The sequence below is a fragment of the Tsukamurella soli genome, assembly GCF_039541155.1.
Lineage (GTDB): Bacteria > Actinomycetota > Actinomycetes > Mycobacteriales > Mycobacteriaceae > Tsukamurella > Tsukamurella soli.
Map to the genome: position 1 here is coordinate 19,513 of NZ_BAABFR010000009.1, position 22,159 is coordinate 41,671.

18 protein-coding genes are annotated in these 22,159 nt (G+C 70.1%); 12 read left to right on the forward strand and 6 right to left on the reverse strand.

The annotated features are described in order from the left end of the window. Positions 1-20 precede the first annotated feature (20 nt). The 3 genes from pks13 to ABD908_RS04540 are packed head-to-tail and all read left to right on the forward strand — an operon-like array spanning position 21 to position 8,164. Entirely contained in the window at positions 21-5,195 is a 5,175-nt protein-coding gene (gene pks13, locus ABD908_RS04530) for a polyketide synthase Pks13 (RefSeq protein ID WP_344991492.1), read from the forward strand. Positions 5,196-5,205: 10 nt separating this feature from the next. Further along, positions 5,206-6,789 (forward strand): acyl-CoA carboxylase subunit beta, encoded by a 1,584-nt coding sequence (locus ABD908_RS04535; RefSeq protein ID WP_385923293.1) that lies wholly within the window; start codon positions 5,206-5,208, stop codon positions 6,787-6,789. Between the two features lie 13 nt (positions 6,790-6,802). Further along, entirely contained in the window at positions 6,803-8,164 is a 1,362-nt protein-coding gene (locus tag ABD908_RS04540; RefSeq protein WP_344991494.1) for an FAD-binding oxidoreductase, read from the forward strand. Positions 8,165-8,213: 49 nt separating this feature from the next. Here ABD908_RS04540 and ABD908_RS04545 read toward each other — a convergent pair whose 3' ends face one another. Next, the gene (locus tag ABD908_RS04545; protein WP_344991497.1) at positions 8,214-9,032 is read right to left on the reverse strand and encodes an alpha/beta fold hydrolase; all 819 of its coding nucleotides are present in this window, start codon (positions 9,030-9,032) and stop codon (positions 8,214-8,216) included. Positions 9,033-9,064: 32 nt separating this feature from the next. Beyond that, positions 9,065-9,571 carry a GAF domain-containing protein gene (locus ABD908_RS04550; protein WP_344991500.1) on the reverse strand — a complete coding sequence of 169 codons (507 nt, stop codon included), beginning with the start codon at positions 9,569-9,571 and terminating at the stop codon, positions 9,065-9,067. A gap of 389 nt (positions 9,572-9,960) precedes the next feature. Between ABD908_RS04550 and ABD908_RS04555 the strand changes: the two genes are divergently transcribed. The 3 genes from ABD908_RS04555 (at position 9,961) to ABD908_RS04565 (ending at position 13,381) form a co-directional block, all read left to right on the forward strand. Next, positions 9,961-10,962 carry an alpha/beta hydrolase gene (locus tag ABD908_RS04555; RefSeq protein ID WP_344991503.1) on the forward strand — a complete coding sequence of 334 codons (1,002 nt, stop codon included), beginning with the start codon at positions 9,961-9,963 and terminating at the stop codon, positions 10,960-10,962. A 312-nt stretch (positions 10,963-11,274) separates the two neighbouring features. Next, positions 11,275-12,249 carry an alpha/beta hydrolase gene (locus ABD908_RS04560; protein WP_344991506.1) on the forward strand — a complete coding sequence of 325 codons (975 nt, stop codon included), beginning with the start codon at positions 11,275-11,277 and terminating at the stop codon, positions 12,247-12,249. 202 nt (positions 12,250-12,451) lie between these two features. Beyond that, positions 12,452-13,381, forward strand: coding sequence for an HpcH/HpaI aldolase/citrate lyase family protein (locus tag ABD908_RS04565; protein ID WP_344991509.1), 930 nt, complete (start codon positions 12,452-12,454; stop codon positions 13,379-13,381). A 239-nt stretch (positions 13,382-13,620) separates the two neighbouring features. Here the strand turns inward: ABD908_RS04565 and ABD908_RS04570 are convergent, their stop codons facing one another. The 3 genes from ABD908_RS04570 to ptsP form a co-directional block, all read right to left on the reverse strand. Further along, a complete protein-coding gene (locus ABD908_RS04570; protein WP_344991512.1) occupies positions 13,621-14,157 on the reverse strand; it encodes a YceI family protein in 537 nt (178 codons plus the stop codon). Positions 14,158-14,270: 113 nt separating this feature from the next. Continuing rightward, positions 14,271-14,636 carry a VOC family protein gene (locus ABD908_RS04575; protein ID WP_344991515.1) on the reverse strand — a complete coding sequence of 122 codons (366 nt, stop codon included), beginning with the start codon at positions 14,634-14,636 and terminating at the stop codon, positions 14,271-14,273. Then, the gene (gene ptsP, locus ABD908_RS04580) at positions 14,633-16,342 is read right to left on the reverse strand and encodes a phosphoenolpyruvate--protein phosphotransferase (RefSeq protein WP_344991518.1); all 1,710 of its coding nucleotides are present in this window, start codon (positions 16,340-16,342) and stop codon (positions 14,633-14,635) included. Before ptsP ends, ABD908_RS04575 begins: the two co-directional genes overlap by 4 nt. Positions 16,343-16,463: 121 nt before the next feature. Between ptsP and ABD908_RS04585 the strand changes: the two genes are divergently transcribed. The 4 genes from ABD908_RS04585 (at position 16,464) to ABD908_RS04600 (ending at position 20,644) form a co-directional block, all read left to right on the forward strand. Beyond that, complete coding sequence (locus tag ABD908_RS04585) at positions 16,464-17,234, forward strand: DeoR/GlpR family DNA-binding transcription regulator (protein WP_344991521.1); 771 nt, start codon at positions 16,464-16,466, stop codon at positions 17,232-17,234. After that, positions 17,231-18,184 carry a 1-phosphofructokinase family hexose kinase gene (locus ABD908_RS04590; RefSeq protein WP_344991524.1) on the forward strand — a complete coding sequence of 318 codons (954 nt, stop codon included), beginning with the start codon at positions 17,231-17,233 and terminating at the stop codon, positions 18,182-18,184. The genes ABD908_RS04585 and ABD908_RS04590 overlap by 4 nt, the downstream gene beginning before the upstream one ends. Before the next feature lie 38 nt (positions 18,185-18,222). Further along, positions 18,223-20,289 carry a PTS fructose transporter subunit IIABC gene (locus ABD908_RS04595; RefSeq protein WP_344991527.1) on the forward strand — a complete coding sequence of 689 codons (2,067 nt, stop codon included), beginning with the start codon at positions 18,223-18,225 and terminating at the stop codon, positions 20,287-20,289. A 97-nt stretch (positions 20,290-20,386) separates the two neighbouring features. Further along, positions 20,387-20,644 carry an HPr family phosphocarrier protein gene (locus tag ABD908_RS04600; RefSeq protein WP_344991529.1) on the forward strand — a complete coding sequence of 86 codons (258 nt, stop codon included), beginning with the start codon at positions 20,387-20,389 and terminating at the stop codon, positions 20,642-20,644. Between the two features lie 79 nt (positions 20,645-20,723). Here the strand turns inward: ABD908_RS04600 and ABD908_RS04605 are convergent, their stop codons facing one another. Further along, positions 20,724-21,314 carry a hypothetical protein gene (locus tag ABD908_RS04605; RefSeq protein WP_344991532.1) on the reverse strand — a complete coding sequence of 197 codons (591 nt, stop codon included), beginning with the start codon at positions 21,312-21,314 and terminating at the stop codon, positions 20,724-20,726. A gap of 136 nt (positions 21,315-21,450) precedes the next feature. Between ABD908_RS04605 and ABD908_RS04610 the strand changes: the two genes are divergently transcribed. Both ABD908_RS04610 and ABD908_RS04615 read left to right on the forward strand, forming a co-directional pair. Then, complete coding sequence (locus ABD908_RS04610) at positions 21,451-21,597, forward strand: hypothetical protein (protein ID WP_344991534.1); 147 nt, start codon at positions 21,451-21,453, stop codon at positions 21,595-21,597. Positions 21,598-21,646: 49 nt separating this feature from the next. Beyond that, positions 21,647-22,087: a MarR family transcriptional regulator gene (locus ABD908_RS04615; protein WP_344991537.1), complete on the forward strand. Its 441-nt coding sequence runs from the start codon at positions 21,647-21,649 to the stop codon at positions 22,085-22,087. The last annotated feature ends 72 nt before the right edge of the window (positions 22,088-22,159 follow it).

Here is a 22,159-nt window from a genome sequence, read left to right on the forward strand (position 1 = left end):
CGAAGGGTTCCCCACCGCACATGGCTGAGCACGACTCCACCTCGAATCCCTCCGATCCCGCGACCGGCAGCAAGGCCAGCGATCTCGCGACGGGCAAGGCCCGCGAGGACCTCACCGTCGACGAGCTGCGCACCTGGATGCGGCAGTGGATCGCGGACGCGACCAAGCAGCCCGTCGAGAACATCTCCGACGACAAGTCGCTGGACGAGTTCGGCCTGGCCTCGCGCGACGCCGTGTCGATGGCCGCCGACATCGAGGACTTCACCGGTGTCGCGCTCACGGCCACCGTCGCCTTCCAGCACCCGACGATCGCGCTGCTGAGCCAGCGGATCATCGACGGTGACCCGGAGGAGGACGACGACGCGCTGGCCGCCGAGGCCGCGCGGTACGACCGCGGCGAGGAGTTCGAGGCCGCGCGCGGCACACACGACATCGCGGTCGTGGGCCTGGCGACCCGCTTCCCGCACGCCGGCGAGACCCCCGAGTCGACCTGGGACTTCCTGATCGGCGGCGGCGACGGCACGACGGACCTGCCCGACGATCGGTGGGCCGAGTTCAAGGCCGACGCGCGCCTGAAGGCGGTCCTGGACAACGCCAACGTCCAGGGTGGCTATCTGGACGACGTCAAGGGCTTCGACGCCGAGTTCTTCTCGATGAGCCCGCGCGAGGTCGAGATGGTCGACCCGCAGCAGCGGCTCGCGATGGAGCTCACCTGGGAGGCGCTCGAGCAGGCGCACATCCCGGCCAGCTCGGTCAAGGGCGGGCGCGTCGGCGTGTGGCTGGGCAGCTCCGCCAACGACTATCAGATGCTGGCGATCGCGGACCCCACCAAGGCCAACCCGTACGCGATCACCGGCACCTCGACGTCCATCGTCGCGAACCGCGTCTCGTACTTCTTCGACTTCCACGGCCCGTCGGTCACCGTCGACACGGCGTGCTCCTCGTCGCTGGTGGCGATCCACCAGGCCGTGCGCTCGCTGCGCGACGGCGAGACGGAGCTGGCCGTGGCCGGCGGCGTCAACATGCTCATCGTGCCCGCCGGCACGCTCGGCTTCGACAGCCTCGGCGTGCAGGCCGCGAACGGCAAGATCAAGGCGTTCTCCTCCGACGCCGACGGCATGATCCGGGCCGAAGGCGGCGGCGTCGTGCTGCTCAAGCGCCTCGCCGACGCCGAGCGCGACGGTGACACCATCCTCGGCGTCATCGCCGGTACCGCGGTGACATCGGACGGCCGCTCCAACGGCCTGCCCGCGCCCAACCCGGACGCACAGGTCACCAACCTGCGCGACGCCTACCGCGACGCCGGCATCGACCCCCGTGGCGTCGACTACGTCGAGGCGCACGGCACCGGCACCGTCCTCGGCGACCCGATCGAGGCCGACGCGCTCGGCCGCGTCGTCGGCCGCGGGCGCGCCGACGACACGCCGCTGCTGATCGGCTCCGTCAAGACCAACTTCGGCCACATGGAGGCCGCCGCGGGCGTCGGCGGCGTCGCCAAGATGCTGCTCGCCATGCAGCACGGCGAGATCCCCGCGTCGCTGCACTACGCCGGCCCCAACCCGTACATCCAGTTCGATGCCACGCACCTGAAAGTGGCCGACACCATCACCGCGTGGCCCGAGTACTCCGGCCGCAAGCTGGCGGGCGTCACGGCGAACGGCTTCGGCGGCACGAACGCGCACGTGGTCCTCCGCGAGTATCAGGCCCCGGTGGTCGAGGCGGACGATGTCGACGGTGACGACGTGCAGGCGGCGGACTCCGTTCCCGTCTACTACGCAGCCACCGCCGCGAACGCGGTCGTCCCGCTGGTGATCTCCGGATTCGTGCCCTCGCGGCGCCGCGCCGCGGCGAAGGAACTCCTCGCCTGGCTGCAGACCGACGAGGCACAGGCACAGTCGCTGGCCGACATCGGCCGCGCGCTGGCGGGCCGCAACCACGGTCGCGTGCGCTCGGTGGTCATGGCCCGCACGCACGAGGACGCGATCAAGGGCTTCACGGCGGTGGCCGAGGGCAAGAACAGCCCGCTGGTGTACTCGGCGGACGCGCCCGACACCACCGGCCCGGCGTTCATCTTCTCCGGCTTCGGCAGCCATCACCGCAAGATGGCCAAGCAGCTGTACCAGTCGAACCCGGTGTTCAAGCACTACTTCGATGCGGTCAACGAGCTGATCATCGACGAGTCGGGGGACGACTACGCCGAGATGCTGCTCGACGACTCCGTGACCTATCACATCGAGACCGGCCAGGTCGGCATCTTCGCCATCCAGGTCGCGCTCGCCGGGCTGTTCCGCCATCACGGGCTGGAACCCGGTGTGGTGCTTCCCCATTCGATGGGCGAGGCGACGGCGGCGTGGCTCACCGGCGGCCTGTCCCTCGAGGACGCCGTGCGCGTGATCTGCAACCGCTCGCGCCTGATGGGCGAGGGCGAGGCCATGCTCCCCGAGGAGATGGAGAAGTTCATGGCGCTGGTGGAGTACAGCGCCGCGGACATCCATACCGTCCTCGCGGGCTACGACGGCCTCGAGATCTGCGTGTATGCCGCGCCGAAGCACACCGTGATCGGCGGGCCGGGCAAGGTCATCGACCAGATCGTGGCCGAGACCGAAGCCAAGGGCCTGATGGCGCGCAAGCTGGTCACCCGCGGCGCGTCGCACACCTCGCAGATGGACCCGCTGCTGGGTGAGCTGCAGGCCGAGCTCATGGGCCTCGAGGCCCACCCGCTGAAGTACCCGATGTACTCCACGGTCAACGTCGGCGACTTCTACCGCGCCGGCCACGCGCCCGTGCACGAGGTCGAGTACTGGATCAAGGGTCTGCGCCACAGCGTGTGGTTCAACCAGGCCGTCGAGAAGGCCGTGGAGGCCGGGTACCGCACGTTCATCGAGTTCTCCCCGAACCCCGTCACCCTGATCTCGGTCATGGCCGTCACGTTCGAGAACGGCATCACCGACGCCTGCCTCATCCACACGCTCAAGCGCAAAGAGGATGAGAACGACTCGATCATGGCGGCGCTGGCGCAGGCCTATGTGCGCGGTCACTCGGTCGACGTCGCGTCGCTGTTCGGCCCCGGTGCGTATGCGCCGATCCCGCGCACGCGGTTCCAGCGCAAGCCGCTGTGGATCGCGACCAAGATCTCGAGTGGCGGCTCCGGCATCATTCCCGGCAGCTACGTGGCACTGCCGGACGGGCGGCACGTGTGGCAGCTCGACGGTGACGTGCTGGGCGCCGACATCGGTTTGCAGGATCTGGTGAGTGCCGCTGCGGCGCAGGTGCTCTCGGGGGTCGCCGTCACCGCGATCGTCGAACACGGCGAGCCGTCCGGTGGGCCGATCACCACCACGCTCAACCCGCATCCGGGCGGCGCGTCGCTGCAGGTGCATGAGCAGATCACCAGCGGGCCGAATGTCACAGCCGGCTTCCGACTGCTCGTCGATGCGGTCGTGACGGCCGACGCCGTGAACGCGCCCGCCACCGTCGTCACCCGCGCGACGCCGGCCGCCGCTCCCGCTGTGACCGCTACCGCCTCGGACGCCGTCGCTGCGGAACCCGAGATCGTCGTCAGCGACGAGACCGAGGCCCCCGCAGCGGGTTCCGGTGAGCGCTGGAACGCGGAATCGGGCGAGACCGTCGAGCACCGGCTCGGCATCATCGTCTCCGAGTCCATGGGCTACGAGATCGAGGACCTGCCCAAGGAGATCCCGCTGATCGACCTCGGCATGGACTCGCTGCTCGCGATGCGGATCAAGAACCGCGCCGAGTACGAGTTCGACATCCCGCCGATCCAGATCCAGGCGGTGCGCGACGCCTCGTTCTACGATGTGGTGCAGTTCGTGGAATACGCAGTGACGCACCGGGATCAGGTCGATGCGCTGGCCGAGCACCAGGCCGGTTCCGACGGGGAGGTCGCCGACGCCGCGCAGCTCGCCGAGCTGATGAAGGCCGCCAAGGAGGAGGCCGCCAAGAAGGCGGCCGAGCCCTCGGCTGAAGCGGCGGAAGCGCCTGCGGCGCAGCCGGAGACGAAGAACGCGACGCCGGATCTCAGCGACTCCGCGGCGGTGGCCGACGCGGCCGCCACCGGTGTGCCCCCGCGCGACGCCGCCGAGCGGCTGACCTTCGCGACCTACGCCATCGTCGTCGGCACGTCGCCGGGCGGGGTGTTCAACGAGCTGCCCGTGCTCGCGCAGGACGTCGCCGAGAACCTCACCGCGCGGCTCACCGAGCGGGCCGGCGGCGGCGAGATCGACATCGAGGACATCATCGACTCGAAGAACATCGAGGAGATGTCCGGCTACGTCCGCGAGCAGATGGACGACGCCACTCCCGTCGACGGCTTCGTCCGCACGCTCCGTAAGCCGGACCAGGGCACGCTCGAATCCACCACCCGCAAGCCGCTCTTCCTGTTCCACCCTGCCGGCGGCAACACGATGGCGTACGAGGCGCTGATCAAGAAGCTGCCGGACGACCTGCCGATCTACGGCCTCGAGCGGGTCGAGGGCTCGGTCGAGGAGCGGTGCCGCGAGTACCTGCCCAAGATCAAGGAGATCCAGCCCGAGGGTCCGTACTTCCTGGCGGGCTGGAGCCTCGGCGGCGCGCTGGCCTACGGCACGGCGCGGCTGCTCGAGGAGGGCGGTGACGAGGTCGCGTACATCGGCCTGCTCGACGCCGTCCGTCCGTCGGTGCCCATCACCGACACCCCGGAGGAGAAGCGGGAGCGGCTCGAGCGGTACGAGCGCTTCGCGCGCGCCAACTACAACATCGAGGGCGACGTCGAGCTCCCGATGGACCGCCTGGTCGAGGCCGACGACGAGGGGCAGTTCCGCATCATCATGGAGCTGGTCCAGCTGTCGGACAAGAAGATCCCCGGCGCGATGGTCGAGCACCAGCGCACGTCGTTCATCGACAACCGCGCGCTCACCCGGCTCGACCCGGCCGCGTACGGCCGGTTCCACGGCACCGTCACCCTGTACCGGGCCGACCGGATGCACGACGGGGCCATCGAGCTCGAGCCCAACTACGCGTCGGTCGACCCCGACGGCGGCTGGAAGGACGTCGTCGCTGACCTCGACATCGTCCACATCGGCGGCGACCACCTGCAGCTGATCGACGAGCCGTACATCGGCAGGATCGCGGCGCACATGTCCCAGGCGATCGAACAAGCGGCGGCCCTCGATCGACCTCGGGCCGCGAAGGGATAGGGTCGGATTCGTGACTGATCTCTCCACGGACGCCCCGGCCGGGCCCGACCTGAGCACCACCGCGGGCAAGCTGGCGGACCTGCAGCGGCGCCTCGACAAGGCGCAGGACCCGGGCAGCGAGCGGGCGCGGGCCCGGCGTGACGCCAAGGGTCTGCCCAGCGCGCGGCAGCGGATGCACATGCTGTTCGATCCGGGCACGTTCGTGGAGATGGATCAGCTGGCCAAGTCGCCGGGCGACCCGAAGAACCCGATCGGCGACGGTGTCGTCACCGGCTACGGCAAGGTCGACGGGCGGCCGGTGGCGGCCTTCAGCCACGACCAGACGGTGGCGGGCGGCACCGTCGGCGAGATGTTCGGCCGCAAGGTCGCTAAGCTGTACGAGTTCGCCGCCACCGCAGGTGTTCCCGTGGTGGGCATCAACGACTCGGGCGGCGCGCGGATCCAGGACGCGGTCACCTCGCTCGTCTGGTACTCCGAGCTCGGTCGCCGCCAGGACGGACTGTGCGGCATGGTCCCGCAGATCTCGATGATCCTGGGCAAGTGCGTGGGCGGCGCCGTGTACGCACCCGCCAACACCGACGTGCTGGTGGGCGTCGAGGACCAGGCCTACATGTTCGTCACCGGGCCCGAGGTGCTGCGCCCCGTCACCGGCGAGACCACCAGCGCCGAGGATCTGGGCGGCGCCGTGCGGCAGGCGACCTGGGGCAACCTGCACCACGTCGCGAAGGACGAGCAGGCGGCGTTCGACTGGGTCAAGCGCTACCTGTCCTTCATGCCCACCACCAGCCACCAGCGGCCGCCGGTGATCAACCCGGGTCTGGAGCCGGAGCTGACGCCGTCGGACCTCGAGCTCGAGTCGATCATCCCGGACAACGACAACGAGGGATACGACATCCACGAGGTCATCCTGCGGATCTTCGACGACGGTGACTTCCTCGAGTACGGCGAGCTGTGGGCGCAGAACCTCGTGTGCGGCTTCGCCCGCTCGAACGGTTCTCCGGTGGGCGTGGTCGCGAACCAGCCGATGTTCATGGCCGGCACGCTCGACACGCAGGCGTCGGAGAAGGCCGCGCGGTTCGTACGGTTGTGCAATGCCTTCAACATCCCGCTGGTGTTCCTGGTCGATGTGCCGGGCATCCTGCCGGGGCTGGAGGAGGAGCGGATCGGCACGATCCGCCGGTCCGGCAAGTTCATCTATGCCTATGTCGAGGCGTCGGTGCCGAAGGTGACGATCATCCTGCGCAAGGCGTATGGCGGGGCGTGGGCCGTGATGGGTTCCAAGCAGCTCGGCGCGGACTTCTCGTTCGCGTGGCCCACCGCGCGCCTCGCGGTGATGGGCGCCGAGGGCGCCGCGGCGATCATCAAGCGGCGTGAGATCGAGGAGGCCGGTGAGAACGGGCCGGCGATCCGGAAGGCGTTCATCGACTTCTACAACCAGTTCATGGCGACGCCGTGGCTGGCGGCCGAGCGTGGGTACATCGACGGTGTCATCGAGCCGCGGGACACGCGGCTGCTGATCCGGAAGTGCTTGGCGCAGCTGCAGGACAAGGAGTTGCAGCGCGCGCCGCGCCGGTCGTACCTGATGCCGATCTAGCACCGATCCAGCGATGACCGCCGTACCAGTGCTCCCCGCCGACTTCCCCGCGCTGCGCGGGGCGGTGCTCACCGATCCGGACGTCACCGCCGCGTACGCGGACGACCACTGCTCGCCGGTGCACGGCGGCACACCGCTCGCGGTGGTGCTGGCAGAATGCACCGACGACGTATCCGCCACCGCCCGTTGGTGTTACGCCAACGACGTGGTGATGATCCCGCGCGGTGGCGGCAGCGGGCTGGCGGGTGGTGCCAGCGCGCTGGACGGCTGCGTCGTCATCTCGCTGGCCAGGATGAACGCGATCCGGGAGATCAGCGTGGCCGACCAGTACGCGGTCGCCGAGGCCGGCGTCATCAACGCCGATCTCGATGCGGCCGCGCGCGAGCACGGGCTCATGTACCCGCCGGATCCGTCGTCGTATGAGATCTGCACCATCGGCGGCAACGTGGCCACCAACGCCGGCGGTCTGCGCTGCGTGAAGTACGGCGTCACAAGGGAGTACGTGCTCGGTCTTCAGGTCGTGCTCGCGGACGGCCGGGTCATCAAGACCGGGCGGCGCACCGTCAAGGGCGTCACCGGCTACGACCTCACCCAGTTGCTGTGCGGCAGCGAGGGCACGCTCGGGATCGTGACCACGGTGACCGTCAAGCTCAAGCCCGCGCCGGCACACCCGCCCACGACGGTGGCGGCGTCCTTCCCCGACGTCGTGCGTGCCGCCGCCGCGGTTGCGGCCGTTGTGGCCTCGGGCGTCACGCCCGCCCTCATGGAGCTGATGGACCGCCGCACGCTCGAGGTGGTGCAGGACATGCGCCCGTTCGGGCTCGAGGACTCCACCATCGCGATGCTCATCGGCCAGGCGTCCACGCCGGCGGACGCGGCGGTACTGGAGCGCGAGTTCGAGCGCGCCGGAGCGCATTACGTGGTCGTCTCCGACGATCCGGCCGAGGCGGACGAGCTGCTCGCGGTGCGCCGGGCCGCCTTCCCCGCGTACGAGAACGCCGGCAACATCTTCTCGGAGGATGTCGGCGTGCCCCGGTCCAAGCTGCCCGAGATGTTCGCCCGGATCGAGGCCATCGCCGCGAAGTACGGCCTTGACATCCCCACCTGCGCGCATGCGGGCGACGGCAATCTGCACCCCACCCTGATCTACCCGCACGGCGAGACGGAGGTGCCGCAGGCGATCTGGGGTGCCGCCGACGAAATCTTCACCGCTGCACTGGATCTCGGAGGAACGCTGACTGGTGAGCACGGGGTCGGCGTGCTCAAGGCCCGGTGGACCGGCCAGGAGCTCGGCGACGACGTCCTCGAGCTGCACCGCGCCATCAAGGCGGCCTGGGACCCGAAGAACCTGCTCAATCCGGGCCGCGGCTTCTAACATGTGCACCGCTTCGTCGGTCGGGACGTCGACGTAACCGTGCACATGTTCAGACCAGCCGCAGGATCTCCTCCGCGATCACCCCGGGCTCGGTGAACGGGATCAGGTGGCCGGAGTTCTCGGCCACGACGTGCCGCCCGTTCGGCAGGTCCGCCACGTAGGCGGTGTGCGCGGCCAGCAGCTCCGCGCGCCGACGCCGATCCAGGCGACCCGACCTGCCCCCGGTGACGACGGTGACCGGCACGCTCGGCACCGCCGGCGGGTCGGCGCGCAGGGCGCGGATATCCGCGACCGACGTCAGCATCTCCGCGGCCATCGTCCGCCCGGCGACGACGGTGCCGTCCTCCGCCCGCATCGCAGCCGCCGCGTCCGCGGGCAGCATGGTCGACTGCCGCGCGACCATCCGCCGCAGCAATCCGATCCGGGCCAGTGCCGGCGTGAGCGCGGCCATCCGGCGGTTCTGCTTCTCGAAGGAGATAGAGAAGTACGTCCCGCACCGCTCGTCCGTCGGGTCGACCAGCACCACACCCACCACCCGGTCGGGCACGACGGCGGCTGCGCGCCGGACGATCGGGCCGCCCCAGCTGTGTCCCACCAGCACCACGGGCCCGTCGATCTCGGCCAGTACGTCGAGCAGGTCGTCGACCAGGCGCGGGAGGCTGCGGTCGTCGGCAGCGGGCGCGCTGCGGCCCAGCCCGCTGCGGTCGTAGGCGACGGTGGCGGTGTGCGCCGCCACCGTCGGGACCACCGCGCCCCAGGTGCTGCGCGAGGCGCCCATGCCGGCCTCGAACACCACGGTGGGGGAGCCGGTCGTGGCCGTCGAGCCCGACCGTTCGGCGTACAGGGTCCTGCCGTCGCGTGTGTGCATGGCGCCGAGTCTACGGTGCGAGTTAGGTGAGCCTAATCATAGTCCGCGGCCGATCGTGCGGCGAGCGACTCCAGGAACACCCGCGCCACCTCCTCGAGCCCGTGCTGGTCGGCGGCGCCGAACCGCGCGGGTCGCTCGCTGTCCAGGTCGAACACGCCGATCAGCTCGCCGTCGTCGGCTACGAGCGGCACCACCAGCTCGGAGTTCGTCGCCGCGTCGCACGCGATGTGGTCCGCCACGGCGTGCACGTCGTCGACGCGCTGGGTCCGCCGGGTGCGGGCGGCGGCGCCGCACACGCCGCGGTCCAGAGGGATGCGCACGCACGCGGGCAGACCCTGGAACGGTCCCACTACGAGCTCGACGCCGTCGTAGAAGTAGAAGCCCACCCAGTTGAGGTCGGGCACGGTCGCATACACCAGCGCCGCGAGGTTGGCGGCGTTGGCGATCCGGTCGGGCTCGCCGTCGACGAGCGATCGTGCGGCCTCCGTCAGGGCGGGATACAGGTCGTCCGAAGCGACGGTGCCGGGTGTCCAACTCACGCTGTCAGGCTACGTGCGAGGCGGCGGATTCGCGCTGCACCGATGTGATGGACATCACGTATCGGTTGATGGTCGCCTGGACAGAAGCTGATAGATGACTTAGGTGGCGCTGTGTGCCGACGTGTGACGCGCCCGCCCGCCTTCCGAAAACACATGCTCCCACCTGCCAGAATGCTCCTGGGAGCGACGGTGTCGGCCACTGCCAGCTGGTCTTATTCTCGGCTTAGGGTTTGTCAGGTTCCGAGGCGTCGAATAGAGTGCGTTGCGACACCTGTTGCAGAGGCCGATTGGTTGCCCGCGAAACCATGTGGTACGCCCCCGGCCCGGCATGGGTTCATGATGTTTCCACATCGCCCTGGCGGGCGGACACGACAGGATGGAGAGCCACGATGCGTGTGGGTTCGAAGCGGTTCAGCGCGAGCTGGGGTAGGCGTGCCGTCGCCGCGGCGGTTGCGGTGGCGACGATCCCGGCGCTTGCGGGGCTGACCGGCTCGCTCGGTGCGGCGAACGCCTGGGGTCCGGGAACCGCCAAGCACCCGCCGAGGGGCTTCAAGCAGGCGTTCGTCAACGGTGCGGGTATGCCGAACGTGAAGGTCCGCACCTGGGCCTCCACGACGACGCCGCCGAGCAAGGCGCCCACGGTGGTGTTCCTCGACGGCCTCCGCGCCACCTGGGATGTCTCCGGCTGGGAGCAGCAGACGAACGTCGCATTCCTGTCGCAGCACGGCGTCAACGTCGTGATGCCGGTGGGTGGCACGTCGAGCTGGTTCACCGACTGGCAGTCGCCGTCCAGCACCAACCACCAGCCGTACCGCTACACGTGGGGAACGTTCCTCAAGACCAGCCTCCCGGCATACATCCGTAGTCTGGGCTTCTCCAACAACGTCTCGCTGGTGGGCCTGTCGATGTCGGGTTCGGCCGCCCTGATCAACACGCTCAACAGCGGCGGCTACTACAAGCGCGCCGCGTCGCTGTCCGGCATGGACAATCTGAGCGCACCGGGCATGCCGATCGCCGTCGGCATCGCGTCGCTGGACTCGGGTGGCTACAACGCCGGTCTCGACATGTGGGGCGGTCCGTTCGACTCGCGATGGGCGCTCAACGACCCGACCGTGCAGGTGGCGCGCTTCCGGAACATCCCGGTGTGGATCGGTGCCGGTAACGGCACGTTCGGTAAGTACACGCCGCATCCGACCGCCGCCGACTTCGTACAGGGTGTGCCGCTGGAGATGCTGGCGCTGTCGCAGGCGCGCTCGTTCCAGGCCGCCGCGCAGCGGGCCGGGCTGACCAAGGTCCACTACGACTTCCCGCCGACCGGCACCCACACCTGGGGCTACTGGCAGGATCAGGTCTGGTCGATGCAGCGGACCGGTTGGTTCACGAAGTTCTGACACTTCACGGTGGCGGTCCCCCGCACATGCGAGGGACCGCCGCCGTGTTGTGTGAGCCAGGCGCCGTTCGATGCCTGGTCGTGACCATCATGCGGCCGCGCCGTAACATATGCGGCGGCGCGACCGATGCACGAACCGAATAGTCGAGTCACATTCTTAGAGTTCCGCGTGTTACTCGTGTGAATAATGTGACCAACGGTGTTAGAGTGGCCATTGTGTCAGGTGGTCGGTGTCCGGGGGGAAAGCCCCACCGGCCGAGATGAACAGAGCGTCCACCTCCTATGCGAGGTGGCGGAGGAGAGGGTCAGATTCATGCGAGCAGGTTCTTGGGGTAAGCGAGCGGGGACTGCGGTCCTGGCGGCCGCGATGATTCCCGCCCTCGCCGGCGTCACCGGCGCAGTGGGGGCGGCCAACGCCTGGGGGCCGGGTTCTGCCAAGCACCCGCCGAAGGGCTTCAAGTCCCAGCGGATCGACGGTGCCGGCATGCCGCCCGTGCTGGTCCGTACCTGGGCATCCACCACGACGGCGCCGAGCAAGGCCCCGACCGTCGTCTTCCTCGACGGCCTGCGCGCCACCTGGAATGTCTCCGGCTGGGAGCAGCAGACCAACGTCGCCTTCCTGTCGCAGCACGGCATCAACGTCGTGATGCCGGTCGGTGGCACGTCCAGCTTCTACACCAACTGGCAGAACCCGACGCACAACCAGAACGGCACCTACCGCTACACGTGGGGCACGTGGCTGGCGACCAGCCTCCCGGCCTACATCAACAAGCTGGGCTTCTCGAACAACATCTCGCTCATCGGTATCTCGATGGGTGGCTCCGCGGCACTGATCAACGCCGAGGAGAACCGGAACATCTACAAGCGCGCCGCGTCGCTGTCGGGCTTCCTGAACATCTCGGCGCCCGGCATGCCGATCGCCGTCGGCATCGCCCAGGAGGATTCGGGCGGCTACAGCGCGCTCGACATGTGGGGCGGCCCGCTGGACTCGCGTTGGGCCCAGAACGACCCGACCGTCCAGGTCAACAAGTTCGCGGGCATGCCGCTGTGGATCTCCGCGGGTAGCGGCGAGCCGGGCAAGTACACCCCCAACCCGTCGGCCGCCGACATCATCCAGGGTGTGCCGCTCGAGATGCTCTCGAAGTCGCAGACCGAGGCGTTCCAGGCCGCTGCCCAGAAGGCCGGCCTGACGGACGTCCACTACGACTTCCCGGCGAAGGGCACCCACACGTGGGGCTACTGGCAGGATCAGGTCTGGCAGATGCAGCGGACCGGTTGGTTCGGCTGACAGACGACATCCGGGCGGCAGCGATCGCCCGTCCGCTCCACACGTACGGCCCGTCAGGCCCCGGTGCGCATGCGCCGGGGCCTGACGGCTGTCCTAGGGACCCCTGAGCAGGTGGTAATCGAGGGCCGGTTGCCTCGGCGCCTCACGGTGCACGTAGATTTGACCCGCTCTCCGACCGCCAGCGAGTGAAGAGGTTCGCGACGTGACTCCCCCCAACGCCATCGAGACCGAGGAGCCGATCGGCTTCCGCATCGATCCGGTGCTCGCGCGGAGCTGGCTGCTGGTCAACGGCGCCCAGGCGGAGCGGTTCGACCACGCCGCGCGATCGCGCGCCGACATCGTGGTCCTCGACATCGAGGACGCGGTCGCGCCCAAGGACAAGATCGCGGCGCGTGACAACGTCGTCCGCTGGCTGGGCGCCGAGCACGACGGCCGCGCCAACGACGGCTGGGTCCGGGTCAACGGCTTCGGCACGCAGTGGTGGGCCGACGACCTCGCCGCCCTGGCAGACGCGAAGTACCTGGGCGGCGTGATGCTCGCGATGGTCGAGTCGATGGACCACGTCGTCGAGACGGCGAAGAGGCTGCCCGGCACTCTCATCGTGGCATTGGTGGAGACGGCCCGCGGCCTCGAGCGGATCAGCGAGATCGCGTCCGCCAAGGGCACCTTCCGGCTCGCGTTCGGCATCGGCGACTTCCGCCGCGACACCGGCTTCGGCGACAACCCGGCCACGCTCGCGTACGCGCGGTCCCGGTTCACCATCGCCGCGAAGGCGGCGCATCTGCCCGGTGCGATCGACGGGCCGACGGTGGGCTCGACGGGGCTGCGGCTGTCGGAGGCGACGGCGGTGTCGGCCGAGTTCGGCATGACCGGCAAGATCTGTCTCACCCCCGAGCAGTGTCACCCCGTCAACGAAGGCCTCAGCCCGTCGCAGGACGAGATCGCGTGGGCACGCGAGTTCTTCGGCGAGTTCGAGCGCGATGGTGGCGAGATCCGCAACGGTTCTGACCTGCCGCGCATCGCCCGGGCCAACAAGATCCTCGACCTGGCGCGCGCGTACGGCATCGAGATCGCTCAGGATTACGACGATGCCGGGCACGCCCCGGCACCGTCGGACACGTTCCACTACTGAACCACCCCGCCGGAGCGTTCCGCGGAACGCTCAGCGTCCACCGGGTCGCGGTGGGGTGGCCCGATCGGTGGTCGTGCTCCTCACGCCACGTCGTGGTCCGGGCTGTGCGTGCGATCTCCGATGGGGACGGTGACGTTCGCTCGGGCGGATGATCTCCGCTGGGGGCTGCCCCGCGCAGCCCGAGCGTTCCGCGGAACGCTCGGGCTGCACGCGGGAACGCGCGCAGTGGAGCCGACCGATCAGGACTGGCGGCCGGCCTCGATCTCGAGGGTGAGGGTGATCTTGTCGCCGATCACCTTGCCGCCGGTCTCCAGCGGCATGTCGATCGTGATGCCGAAGTCCTGCCGCATGATCACGGTGCTCGCCTCGAACGCGGCGACCTCACCGTTCCCCATACCCGGGTTGGTGCCCAGGAACTCGAGGTCGAACTGGACGGGGCGGGTCACGCCGCGCAGCGTCAGGTCGCCGGCCAGCACGAAGTCCGCCCCCTTGGGGGTGACCCCGGTCGAGACGAAGGTGGCCTTGGGGAACTTCTCCGCGTCGAAGAAGTCGGCGGTGCGGATGTGTGCGTCGCGCTGCTCGTTGCGGGTGTTGACCGACGTCACGTCGACCTCGGCGGTCACGCTCGCGGCGCCGTTCTCGCCGACGGTGATGGTGCCCGAGAAGGTGTCGAACTGGCCGCGCACCTTGCTCACCATGAGGTGACGCACGGAGAAGTTGACGGACGAGTGGACCGGATCGATGGTCCAGGTGGACGGCTCGAGGACAGTGCTCATGACAGGCTCCCTTGAAGATCGAACTATGAACTCTCGCCAGCATAACCGGACCTCGGTCCGATTGATTCCCTGTTCGGCGAACTCTTTCGAACTTCGCGGGCTAACCGCCCGGATCACCCCATATGGCACACGGCCTCGACGTTGTTGCCGTCCGGATCGCGTACGAAGGCCCCGTAGTATCCGTCGTGGTACTCCGGCCACAGGCGCGGCGCATGCAGCGACTCGGCACCCAGCTCCAGCGCGGTCACGTAGAACGCGTCCACCGCCGCCCGATCCGCGGCGGTGAACGCGATGTGCATCTCACGCTGATCGACCTCCGGCAGCGAGCCGGACAGCCAGAACTCGGGACGGTCGGTTCCGTAACCGACGGCCACCCCGAAGTCGAGCAGCCGGCTCACGCCCAGCGGCGCCAGGACCGCGTCGTAGAACCGCTGCGCCGCGGGAAGGTCGCGACAGTTGATACCGAGGTGATCGATCACACCGCCGACTGTAGGGCGGCCTCCGCCGCAGCGCGGGCGGAACGCGGATCGGCCGTCGTCAGTACGGCGTCGGCCGCTGCGCGGCACTGCGCGAGCGTCACCCCGGACAGCCGGGCGCCCACGGCGGCGGCAGCGTTCGGTGCGCACGACAGCGACGTGACGCCGAGGCCGACCAGCACACACGCGAGCAGCGGATCCGCGGCGGCCTCCCCGCACACACCGACGGGCTTGCCCGCGCGCGTGCCGGCGTCGCCCACCAGCTTGATCAGCCGCAGCACGGCCGGCTGCCACGGGTCGGTGAGCGACGCCAGTTCCGAGCTCATGCGGTCGGCGGCCATCGCGTACTGGGTGAGGTCGTTGGTGCCGATGGATACGAAGTCCACCTCGGCGAGCACGGCGTCGGCCAGCAGCGCCGCGGCGGGCACCTCGATCATCACGCCGGGGGTCAGGCCGCGTTCTCGGCACAACGCGGCGAAATCGTGCGCCTCGCCCGCCGTGGCGATCATCGGCGCCATCACCCACGGGTCGGAGGTGGCGCCGGCGGCGGCGATCGCGTCCAACTGCCGGGTGAGGATCTCGGGGTCGCCCTGCGCGATCCGCACGCCGCGCACGCCGAGGGCCGGGTTCGCCTCGTCGGGATGGTCGACGAACTTCAGCGGCTTGTCCGAGCCCGCATCGAGGGTCCGGATCACCACCTTCTGCCCGGGGAAGGCATCGATCACGGCCCGATACATGTCCGTCTGCTCCGCGACCGACGGCTCGTCGGTCCGGTCGAGGAAGGCCAGCTCGGTCCGGAACAGGCCGATGCCCTCGACGGGCCGCTCGGCCGCGGCGTGCGCGGACGCGCCGTCCTGCACGTTGGCTAGAACCGCCACAGCCCGGCCGTCGGCCGTACGCCCCGGGCCGTGCCAGTCGGCGACGGCGGCGGCCGCGGTCGCGGCCTCCTCGGCACGCTGGGCGGCCGCCTCCGGATCGGGTTCGACGGTGACCGTGCCGGCGGCCCCGTCGATCAGCACGGGGACGCCGGCCGGCACGCCGCCGAGGTCGGACACCGCGACGACGCAGGGGATGCCGAGCTGCCGGGCGATGATCGCCGTGTGGCTGGTCGGTCCACCGAGCCGGGTCGCGATACCGAGGATCAGCGCGGGATCCAGGCCCGCGGTGTCGGCCGGCGCGAGGTCGTCGGCGAGCAGGACGACGGGGTGGTCCGGCTGCGGCACGCCGGGCTCGGGTCGCCCGGCGAGCTCGGCGAGGACCCGGTCGCGCACGTCGCGCAGGTCGGTGACGCGCTCGGCCATCAGCCCGCCCAGCTTCGTGAACATGTCCGCGAACTGCTCGGTCGCGGCGGCCGCAGCGTTGCCGGCGGGCATGCCCGAGCGGATCCGCTTGTCCGCCGCCTTGAGCCATGCCTTGTCGGACGCGAGGCCCGCGGTGGCGGCGAGCACCTCGGATGCGGCGCCCGTGGCCTGCGACGCGCGTTCCCGCAGGCGGCCGGCGACAGCCGCGGCCGCGAGCGAGAACCGGGATGCCTCATCCTCACGCAGGTCGGCGGGCACGTCGGCCACGCCGTCCGCGGGCAGCGCGGGGCGCTCGCCGGGCCGCAGCGCGGGCGCGTAGCCGATCCCGGGCACCACGCCGGCCCCGGATAGGACGGTGCCGGGGGTGCCGGCCTGATCTGTGAGGGAAGATGCTGCAGGAATGCTCATGTGATCTAGATTACGAAAAATCCTTGACTTGTCAACAGGGTCGGGGGTAAAACAATGAAAGCAGAAATCACAACGGGCTCAAACCAACACCGAGCCGCCAGAACGACGAAGCGAGAGACACATGTACGCGGAGGAACGGCAGCGAGCGATCGCCGCCCTGGTGGGCGACAACGGTCGCGCATCGGTCACGGACCTTGCGGAGCGGTTCGACGTCACGCCGGAGACGGTACGGCGCGATCTCGCGACGTTGGAGCGCACCGGCACCGTCCGGCGGGTGCACGGCGGCGCCGTGGCCGCCGCCCTACTGACGGGGGTGGAGGCCGGGGTCGTCGAGCGGGAGGGCACCAACGCCGACGCCAAGCGGGCCATCGGCGCCGCCGCGCGGCGGTTCCTCCCGGTGCGCGGCGGCTCGATCCTGTTCGACGCCGGCACCACCACTGCGGCGGCCGCGCGCGAGGTCCAGCCAGGCGACCGCCTCACCGCCATCACCAATTCACTCCCCATCGCCACCGTCCTCGCCGCGCGGGACGGCGTCGATCTCTACTTGGTCGGTGGCCGTGTCCGCGGGCTCACGCACGCGGCGGTCGGGCCGTCGACCGTCGCCGAGCTCGCCACCTTCCGCGCCGACGTCGCATTCGTCGGCGCCAACGGGATCTCTGCCCGGCATGGGATCTCCACCCCCGATTCCGACGAGGCCTCTGTGAAGCGGGCGCTCGTCCGCGCCGCCCAGTTCGTCGTGATCCTCGCCGACGCCAGCAAGTTCGGCCGGGAGAGCCTCAACTCGTTCGGTTCGCTCGACGCCATCGACGCCATCGTCACGGATGCGCAGCCCGACGCCGAGCTGCGCGCAGCCCTCGACCGGTACGGCGTCGACGTGGTGGTGGCCCGATGATCGTCACCGTCACCGCCAACCCGAGCCTCGACCGCACCGTGACGCTCGACGGGCCACTCACCCGGGGCGCCGTGCTGCGCGCCGTCGGCGCCACAGCGGAGCCGGGTGGCAAGGGTGTCAACGTCTCCCGCGCCGTTCATGCCGCCGGCGTGCCGACGGTGGCGGTGCTCCCGGCGCCGTTCGGCGACCCCGTCCTGGGCTGCCTCGACCGGATCGGTGTCATCGCGCGGGCCGTGCCGATCGCCGAGGAGATCCGCTCCAATGTCACCGTCACCGAGCCGGACGGCACCACCACCAAGCTGAACGCTCCTGGCGCCTACCTGGATCCGGCCGACCGCGAGGCCCTCGCCGATGCGGTGGTCGCCGCCGCGGCCGGCGCGGACTGGGTCGCGCTGTGCGGCTCGTTGCCGCCCGGCGTCGACGCGGACTGGTACGCCCGGCTCGTCGCCCGACTGGGTGGCCGACGGGTCGCGGTCGACACGTCCGGCCCCGCGCTGGCCGCCGTCGCCGCTCCCGGCGTGGGCGCGGCACTGCTCAAGCCCAACGCCGAGGAGCTCGGCGAGCTCACCGGATTCGACGGTGCCGCCGCGGAGAAGGCCGCCGAGGCGGGCGATCTCGCGCCGGTGCTGGCCGCGGCCGGCGCATTGCAGCGCTCGTCCGGCGCGGACGTGCTGGCCACCCTCGGCGCCGCGGGCGCCGTGTACGTGACCGACGAGGGTGCCTGGTACGCGACTCCGCCGAAGATCGTGCCGCGCAGCACCGTCGGAGCCGGCGACTGTTCACTCGCGGGGTTCCTCCTGGCCCACAGTCGCGGTGCCGGGCCCGCCGAGCGCCTGCGCACCGCCGTCGCCTACGGCGCCGCAGCCACCGCCCTCCCGGGCACCGCAGTCCCCACACCGGACCAGATCGCCCTCGGCGACGTCACGGTCACCGCTCTCGACCCCGCCTGACCCCACATCCGACAACCCCACAGCAGGAAGCGCACAACATGTCCGACACCGTCCCCATCATCAACGAATCCTTGGTGGCCCTCGACGTCGCCGCCGGTTCCACCAAGGACGAGGTGATCTCCTACCTCGCCCACCGGATCGCCGACACGGGTCGTGCCGATCCCGTAGCGGGCCTGATCGATGCCGCGATGGCCCGCGAGGCCCAGTCCGCCACCGGTCTTCCCGGCGGCATCGCCATCCCGCACTGCCGCAGCGAGGCGGTCACCGACGCGAGCCTCGGCTTCGCGCGGCTGTCGCAGAAGGTCGACTTCGGCGCCCCCGACGGGCCCGCCGACATCGTCTTCCTCATCGCCGCACCGGCTTCCGGCGGCAGCCAGCACATGAAGCTGCTCAGCTCGCTCGCCCGTGCGCTCGTCCGGCCCGAGTTCGTCGCGTCGCTGCGCGCGGCCCAGACGCCCGCCGAGATCGTCGCGCTGGTCGAGGAGGTGCTCAAGCCCAAGCCGAAGCCCGCCCCGAAGCAGGCTGCGCCGGCGGACGCCGTCGCCGGTCAGGCGGGCAGCGGCGCGGCCGTCGGCAGCGGCAAGCCGTCCCTCGTCGCGATCACCGCGTGTCCCACCGGCATCGCGCACACCTACATGGCCGCGGACGCGCTCAAGCTCGCTGCCGATCGGGCGGGCGTGGACCTGTACGTCGAGACCCAGGGCTCGTCGGCCACCACGCCGGCAGGCGCCGACACCATCGCGGCGGCCGGTGCCGTGATCTTCGCGACCGACGTGGGTGTCAAGGGGCGCGAGCGGTTCGCGGGCAAGCCCGTGATCGCCTCCGGCGTGAAGCGGGCGATCAATGAGCCCGACACGATGATCGCGGAAGCCGTTGCGGCGGCGTCGGATCCGAGCGCGCCGCGCGTGCAGGGCGGCGCGGCAGCGGCTGCCGACGACTCGGCCAAGGGCGGCGACGTCGGCATGGGCACGCGGATCCGGCAGATCCTGCTCACCGGCGTGAGCTACATGATCCCGTTCGTCGCAGCGGGCGGCCTGCTCATCGCGCTCGGCTTCCTGGTCGGCGGGTGGCAGATCGGTCTCTCGCCCAAGGGCAGCTCGGACGCCTTCGGTCAGATCTACGCGCTGCAGAACACCTTCGGGCATCTGCCTCCGGGCGGCCTGCACATCTACATCGGCTCCGTGCTGTTCGCGATAGGTAAGGCGGCGTTCTTCTTCCTGGTGCCGGCGTTGGCCGGGTACATCGCCTTCGCGATGGCCGACCGGCCCGGCCTCGCACCGGGATTCACCGCCGGCCTGATCGCGTCCCTCGTCGGCGCCGGGTTCATCGGCGGCCTGGTCGGCGGTGTCCTCGCGGGCTTCGTCGCCATGTGGGTCGCCCGGATCCCGCTGCCGAAGTGGATGCGCGGCCTGATGCCGGTCATCATCATCCCGCTGCTGGCCACTGCGATCACCGGCCTGCTGATGTTCATGGTTCTCGGACGCCCGCTCGCCGACCTCACCAACTGGCTGCAGAACGAGCTGTCCGGCATGAGCGGCAGCTCGAAGATCGCGCTCGGTGTCATCCTCGGCCTCATGATGTGCTTCGACCTGGGCGGCCCGGTCAACAAGGCGGCCTACGCGTTCGCGGTCCAGGGCCTGGGCGTGGGCGGCCCTGCCGAACTGCACATCATGGCAGCGGTCATGTGCGCAGGCATGGTGCCGCCGCTCGCGATGGGCGTGGCGACCATGGTGCGTAAGAGCCTGTTCACCGAGGCGGAGCGCGAGAACGGCATCGCCGCGATCCCGCTGGGCCTGTGCTTCATCTCCGAGGGCGCGATTCCGTTCGCCGCCGGCGACCCGTTCCGCGTGATCCCCTCGATGATGCTGGGCGGCGCCGCGACCGGCGCCACGATCATGGCGCTCGACGTGGGGCTGCGCGCCCCGCACGGTGGCATCTTCGTGTTCTTCGCGATGAACAACGCGATCGGTTTCGTCATCGCCCTGCTGGTCGGCACCGTCGTCGCTGCGGCCGCCGTGATCGTGGCCAAGAGCCTGTTCCGCGGTAAGGCGCCGGCCGCGCCGGCGGCAGTCCCCGCGGCCGAGGCCGCCACCGTCGCCGCCTGATCCGATCGGGTGCGGGGGTACGGCCGCCGGCCGTATCCTCGCACCCGACACCAGCATCCGCAGATCCCGCACCACCCCCACCCACAGAGGAGATCCCATGCCCAGCACCACCGTCACCGTCGGATCCGCGGTCGGCCTGCATGCCCGCCCCGCGGGGATCATCGCCAACGCGGTCAACGAGTCCGGCTACGACGTCACGCTGTCGGTCGACGGCGACGAGCCCGTGGACGCCGGCTCGGCCCTCATGATCATGACCCTCGGCGCCGAGCAGGGCGCCCAGGTCACCGTCGAGTCCGACGACCAGGCCACGGTCGACGCGATCGCCGCCCTGGTCGCGAAGGACCTGGACGCCTGACCTACCCGAACGTCGAAAGAAACGGCTCTCAGGTTCGATCGACCTGAGAGCCGTTTCGGCGTACCGGGAGTCGGGGTGCTCAGCTGAGCGGTTGGACGCAGTAGCTCAATCGGCGCGGCTGCTCGTAGTTCAGTGCGGTGGCGCCGCGGCAGTCGAGCGGCCCGCCGGACGCGCTCTCGGTGACCTGGATGACGTTGCCGGAGCTGGCTGTCAGTGCAGACGGGCAGTCGACAGGGCTGATGTCGGTGGTGGCGGCCGACGGCCCGGGCACGCGGTAGCACTGGCCGAGCGTGAGGTTGGGCACGACGCACAGCGAGTCACCGTCGGCCTCGATCCGCGCGTACGCGGGCGAGCTGCAGGCGGTCCGGCCGGGGAGCTTCTCGGCCACGCCGAACGTCAGGGTGCCGGTGGAGCAGGGTGCCTTCGTCGGGTGCCCGCTGCCGACCGTGACGCAGTCGCCGACCTCGATGGCGCTCACGGTGGTGACCCCGCCCTTCGCGTCGGTGCCGCGGAAGCCGACGAAGTAGACGAGAGCCGCCAACACGACTGCGGCCAGGACCCCCGCATAGACGACGGTGGCGGCGGTCGTTGTGGGAACAGTCCGCAACGTGCGGCGGTAGGCGTCGCCGAGCGGGTGTTCCGCGCCGTCGACTAGGTGATTGGTCGACATCCGACTTCCCCTTTCACAGTCTCGACCATGATCTTAACTTCAGCCTCATAAGACAACACAAGTCACGCCAGTCACAGGTTGGCCACAGGATGATCGTGTCGGAGTGCCAGGAGAGACCGTTCGTTAGTCTGTGTGCATGTCCGCCGCCTCCCGTGCCCGTCTTGCGCCCACCGGCGGCCCGGCACAATTCCCGCAGCAGTTCCTCGCGGCCGCGCGCGGCTCGCTGATCACCGGGCACGTGGCGAATCCGCCCGCCCGCATCGACACCGCCCGGGGTTGCTGATCCCGTGGGCGCCCCCGGGGACGGCCCCCCGTGCGGTGGGGTCGAGACGGTGGCTGTCGATGCCGCGCGCGCAGACGACATAGACCAGATCATCCGCGCGATCGTCGGCGTCGCGAAGCGAACGCGCGGAGAGTTACGGAACCTACACCCGGACATCGGCTACGTCGACTACACGCTGCTGTTCGTGCTCGGTGAGAACCCCCACCTGCGGGCGGTGGATCTGGCCGAGGTGGTCGCGATCGACAAGTCGACGGCCAGCCGCCAGCTCGCGAGCCTCGAGCGTCGCGGCCTGCTCCGCCGCGAGCGGGACCCCGAGCGCCCCAGATCGCGTCGGCTCGAGCTCACCGAACGCGCACGAGAGATCCTCTGCGACGCGGACGCCGCGTGGCGACGCCGCATCGCGGAACGCACGCGCGAGTGGCCGGCGGAGGATCTGCATGCCTTCGCCACGCTCATCGACCGCTACACAGCCGCGGATCAGGGCGAATAGCTCCGTCCGCGAGTGAGCCGCGGGTAAGTGCGGCCTTACTAACTTACCGGTGGGTAAGATTGTGTGTGTTAT

Excerpts from the sequence above, each read along its gene's own strand:
- pks13 (WP_344991492.1), top strand. The coding sequence starts at position 21 with ATGGCTGAGCACGACTCCACCTCGAATCCCTCCGATCCCGCGACCGGC.
- ABD908_RS04540 (WP_344991494.1), top strand. The coding sequence starts at position 6,803 with ATGACCGCCGTACCAGTGCTCCCCGCCGACTTCCCCGCGCTGCGCGGG.
- ABD908_RS04545 (WP_344991497.1), bottom strand. The coding sequence starts at position 9,032 with ATGCACACACGCGACGGCAGGACCCTGTACGCCGAACGGTCGGGCTCG.
- ABD908_RS04555 (WP_344991503.1), top strand. The coding sequence starts at position 9,961 with ATGCGTGTGGGTTCGAAGCGGTTCAGCGCGAGCTGGGGTAGGCGTGCC.
- ABD908_RS04560 (WP_344991506.1), top strand. The coding sequence starts at position 11,275 with ATGCGAGCAGGTTCTTGGGGTAAGCGAGCGGGGACTGCGGTCCTGGCG.
- ABD908_RS04570 (WP_344991512.1), bottom strand. The coding sequence starts at position 14,157 with ATGAGCACTGTCCTCGAGCCGTCCACCTGGACCATCGATCCGGTCCAC.
- ptsP (WP_344991518.1), bottom strand. The coding sequence starts at position 16,342 with ATGAGCATTCCTGCAGCATCTTCCCTCACAGATCAGGCCGGCACCCCC.
- ABD908_RS04585 (WP_344991521.1), top strand. The coding sequence starts at position 16,464 with ATGTACGCGGAGGAACGGCAGCGAGCGATCGCCGCCCTGGTGGGCGAC.
- ABD908_RS04590 (WP_344991524.1), top strand. The coding sequence starts at position 17,231 with ATGATCGTCACCGTCACCGCCAACCCGAGCCTCGACCGCACCGTGACG.
- ABD908_RS04595 (WP_344991527.1), top strand. The coding sequence starts at position 18,223 with ATGTCCGACACCGTCCCCATCATCAACGAATCCTTGGTGGCCCTCGAC.
- ABD908_RS04600 (WP_344991529.1), top strand. The coding sequence starts at position 20,387 with ATGCCCAGCACCACCGTCACCGTCGGATCCGCGGTCGGCCTGCATGCC.
- ABD908_RS04605 (WP_344991532.1), bottom strand. The coding sequence starts at position 21,314 with ATGTCGACCAATCACCTAGTCGACGGCGCGGAACACCCGCTCGGCGAC.
- ABD908_RS04610 (WP_344991534.1), top strand. The coding sequence starts at position 21,451 with ATGTCCGCCGCCTCCCGTGCCCGTCTTGCGCCCACCGGCGGCCCGGCA.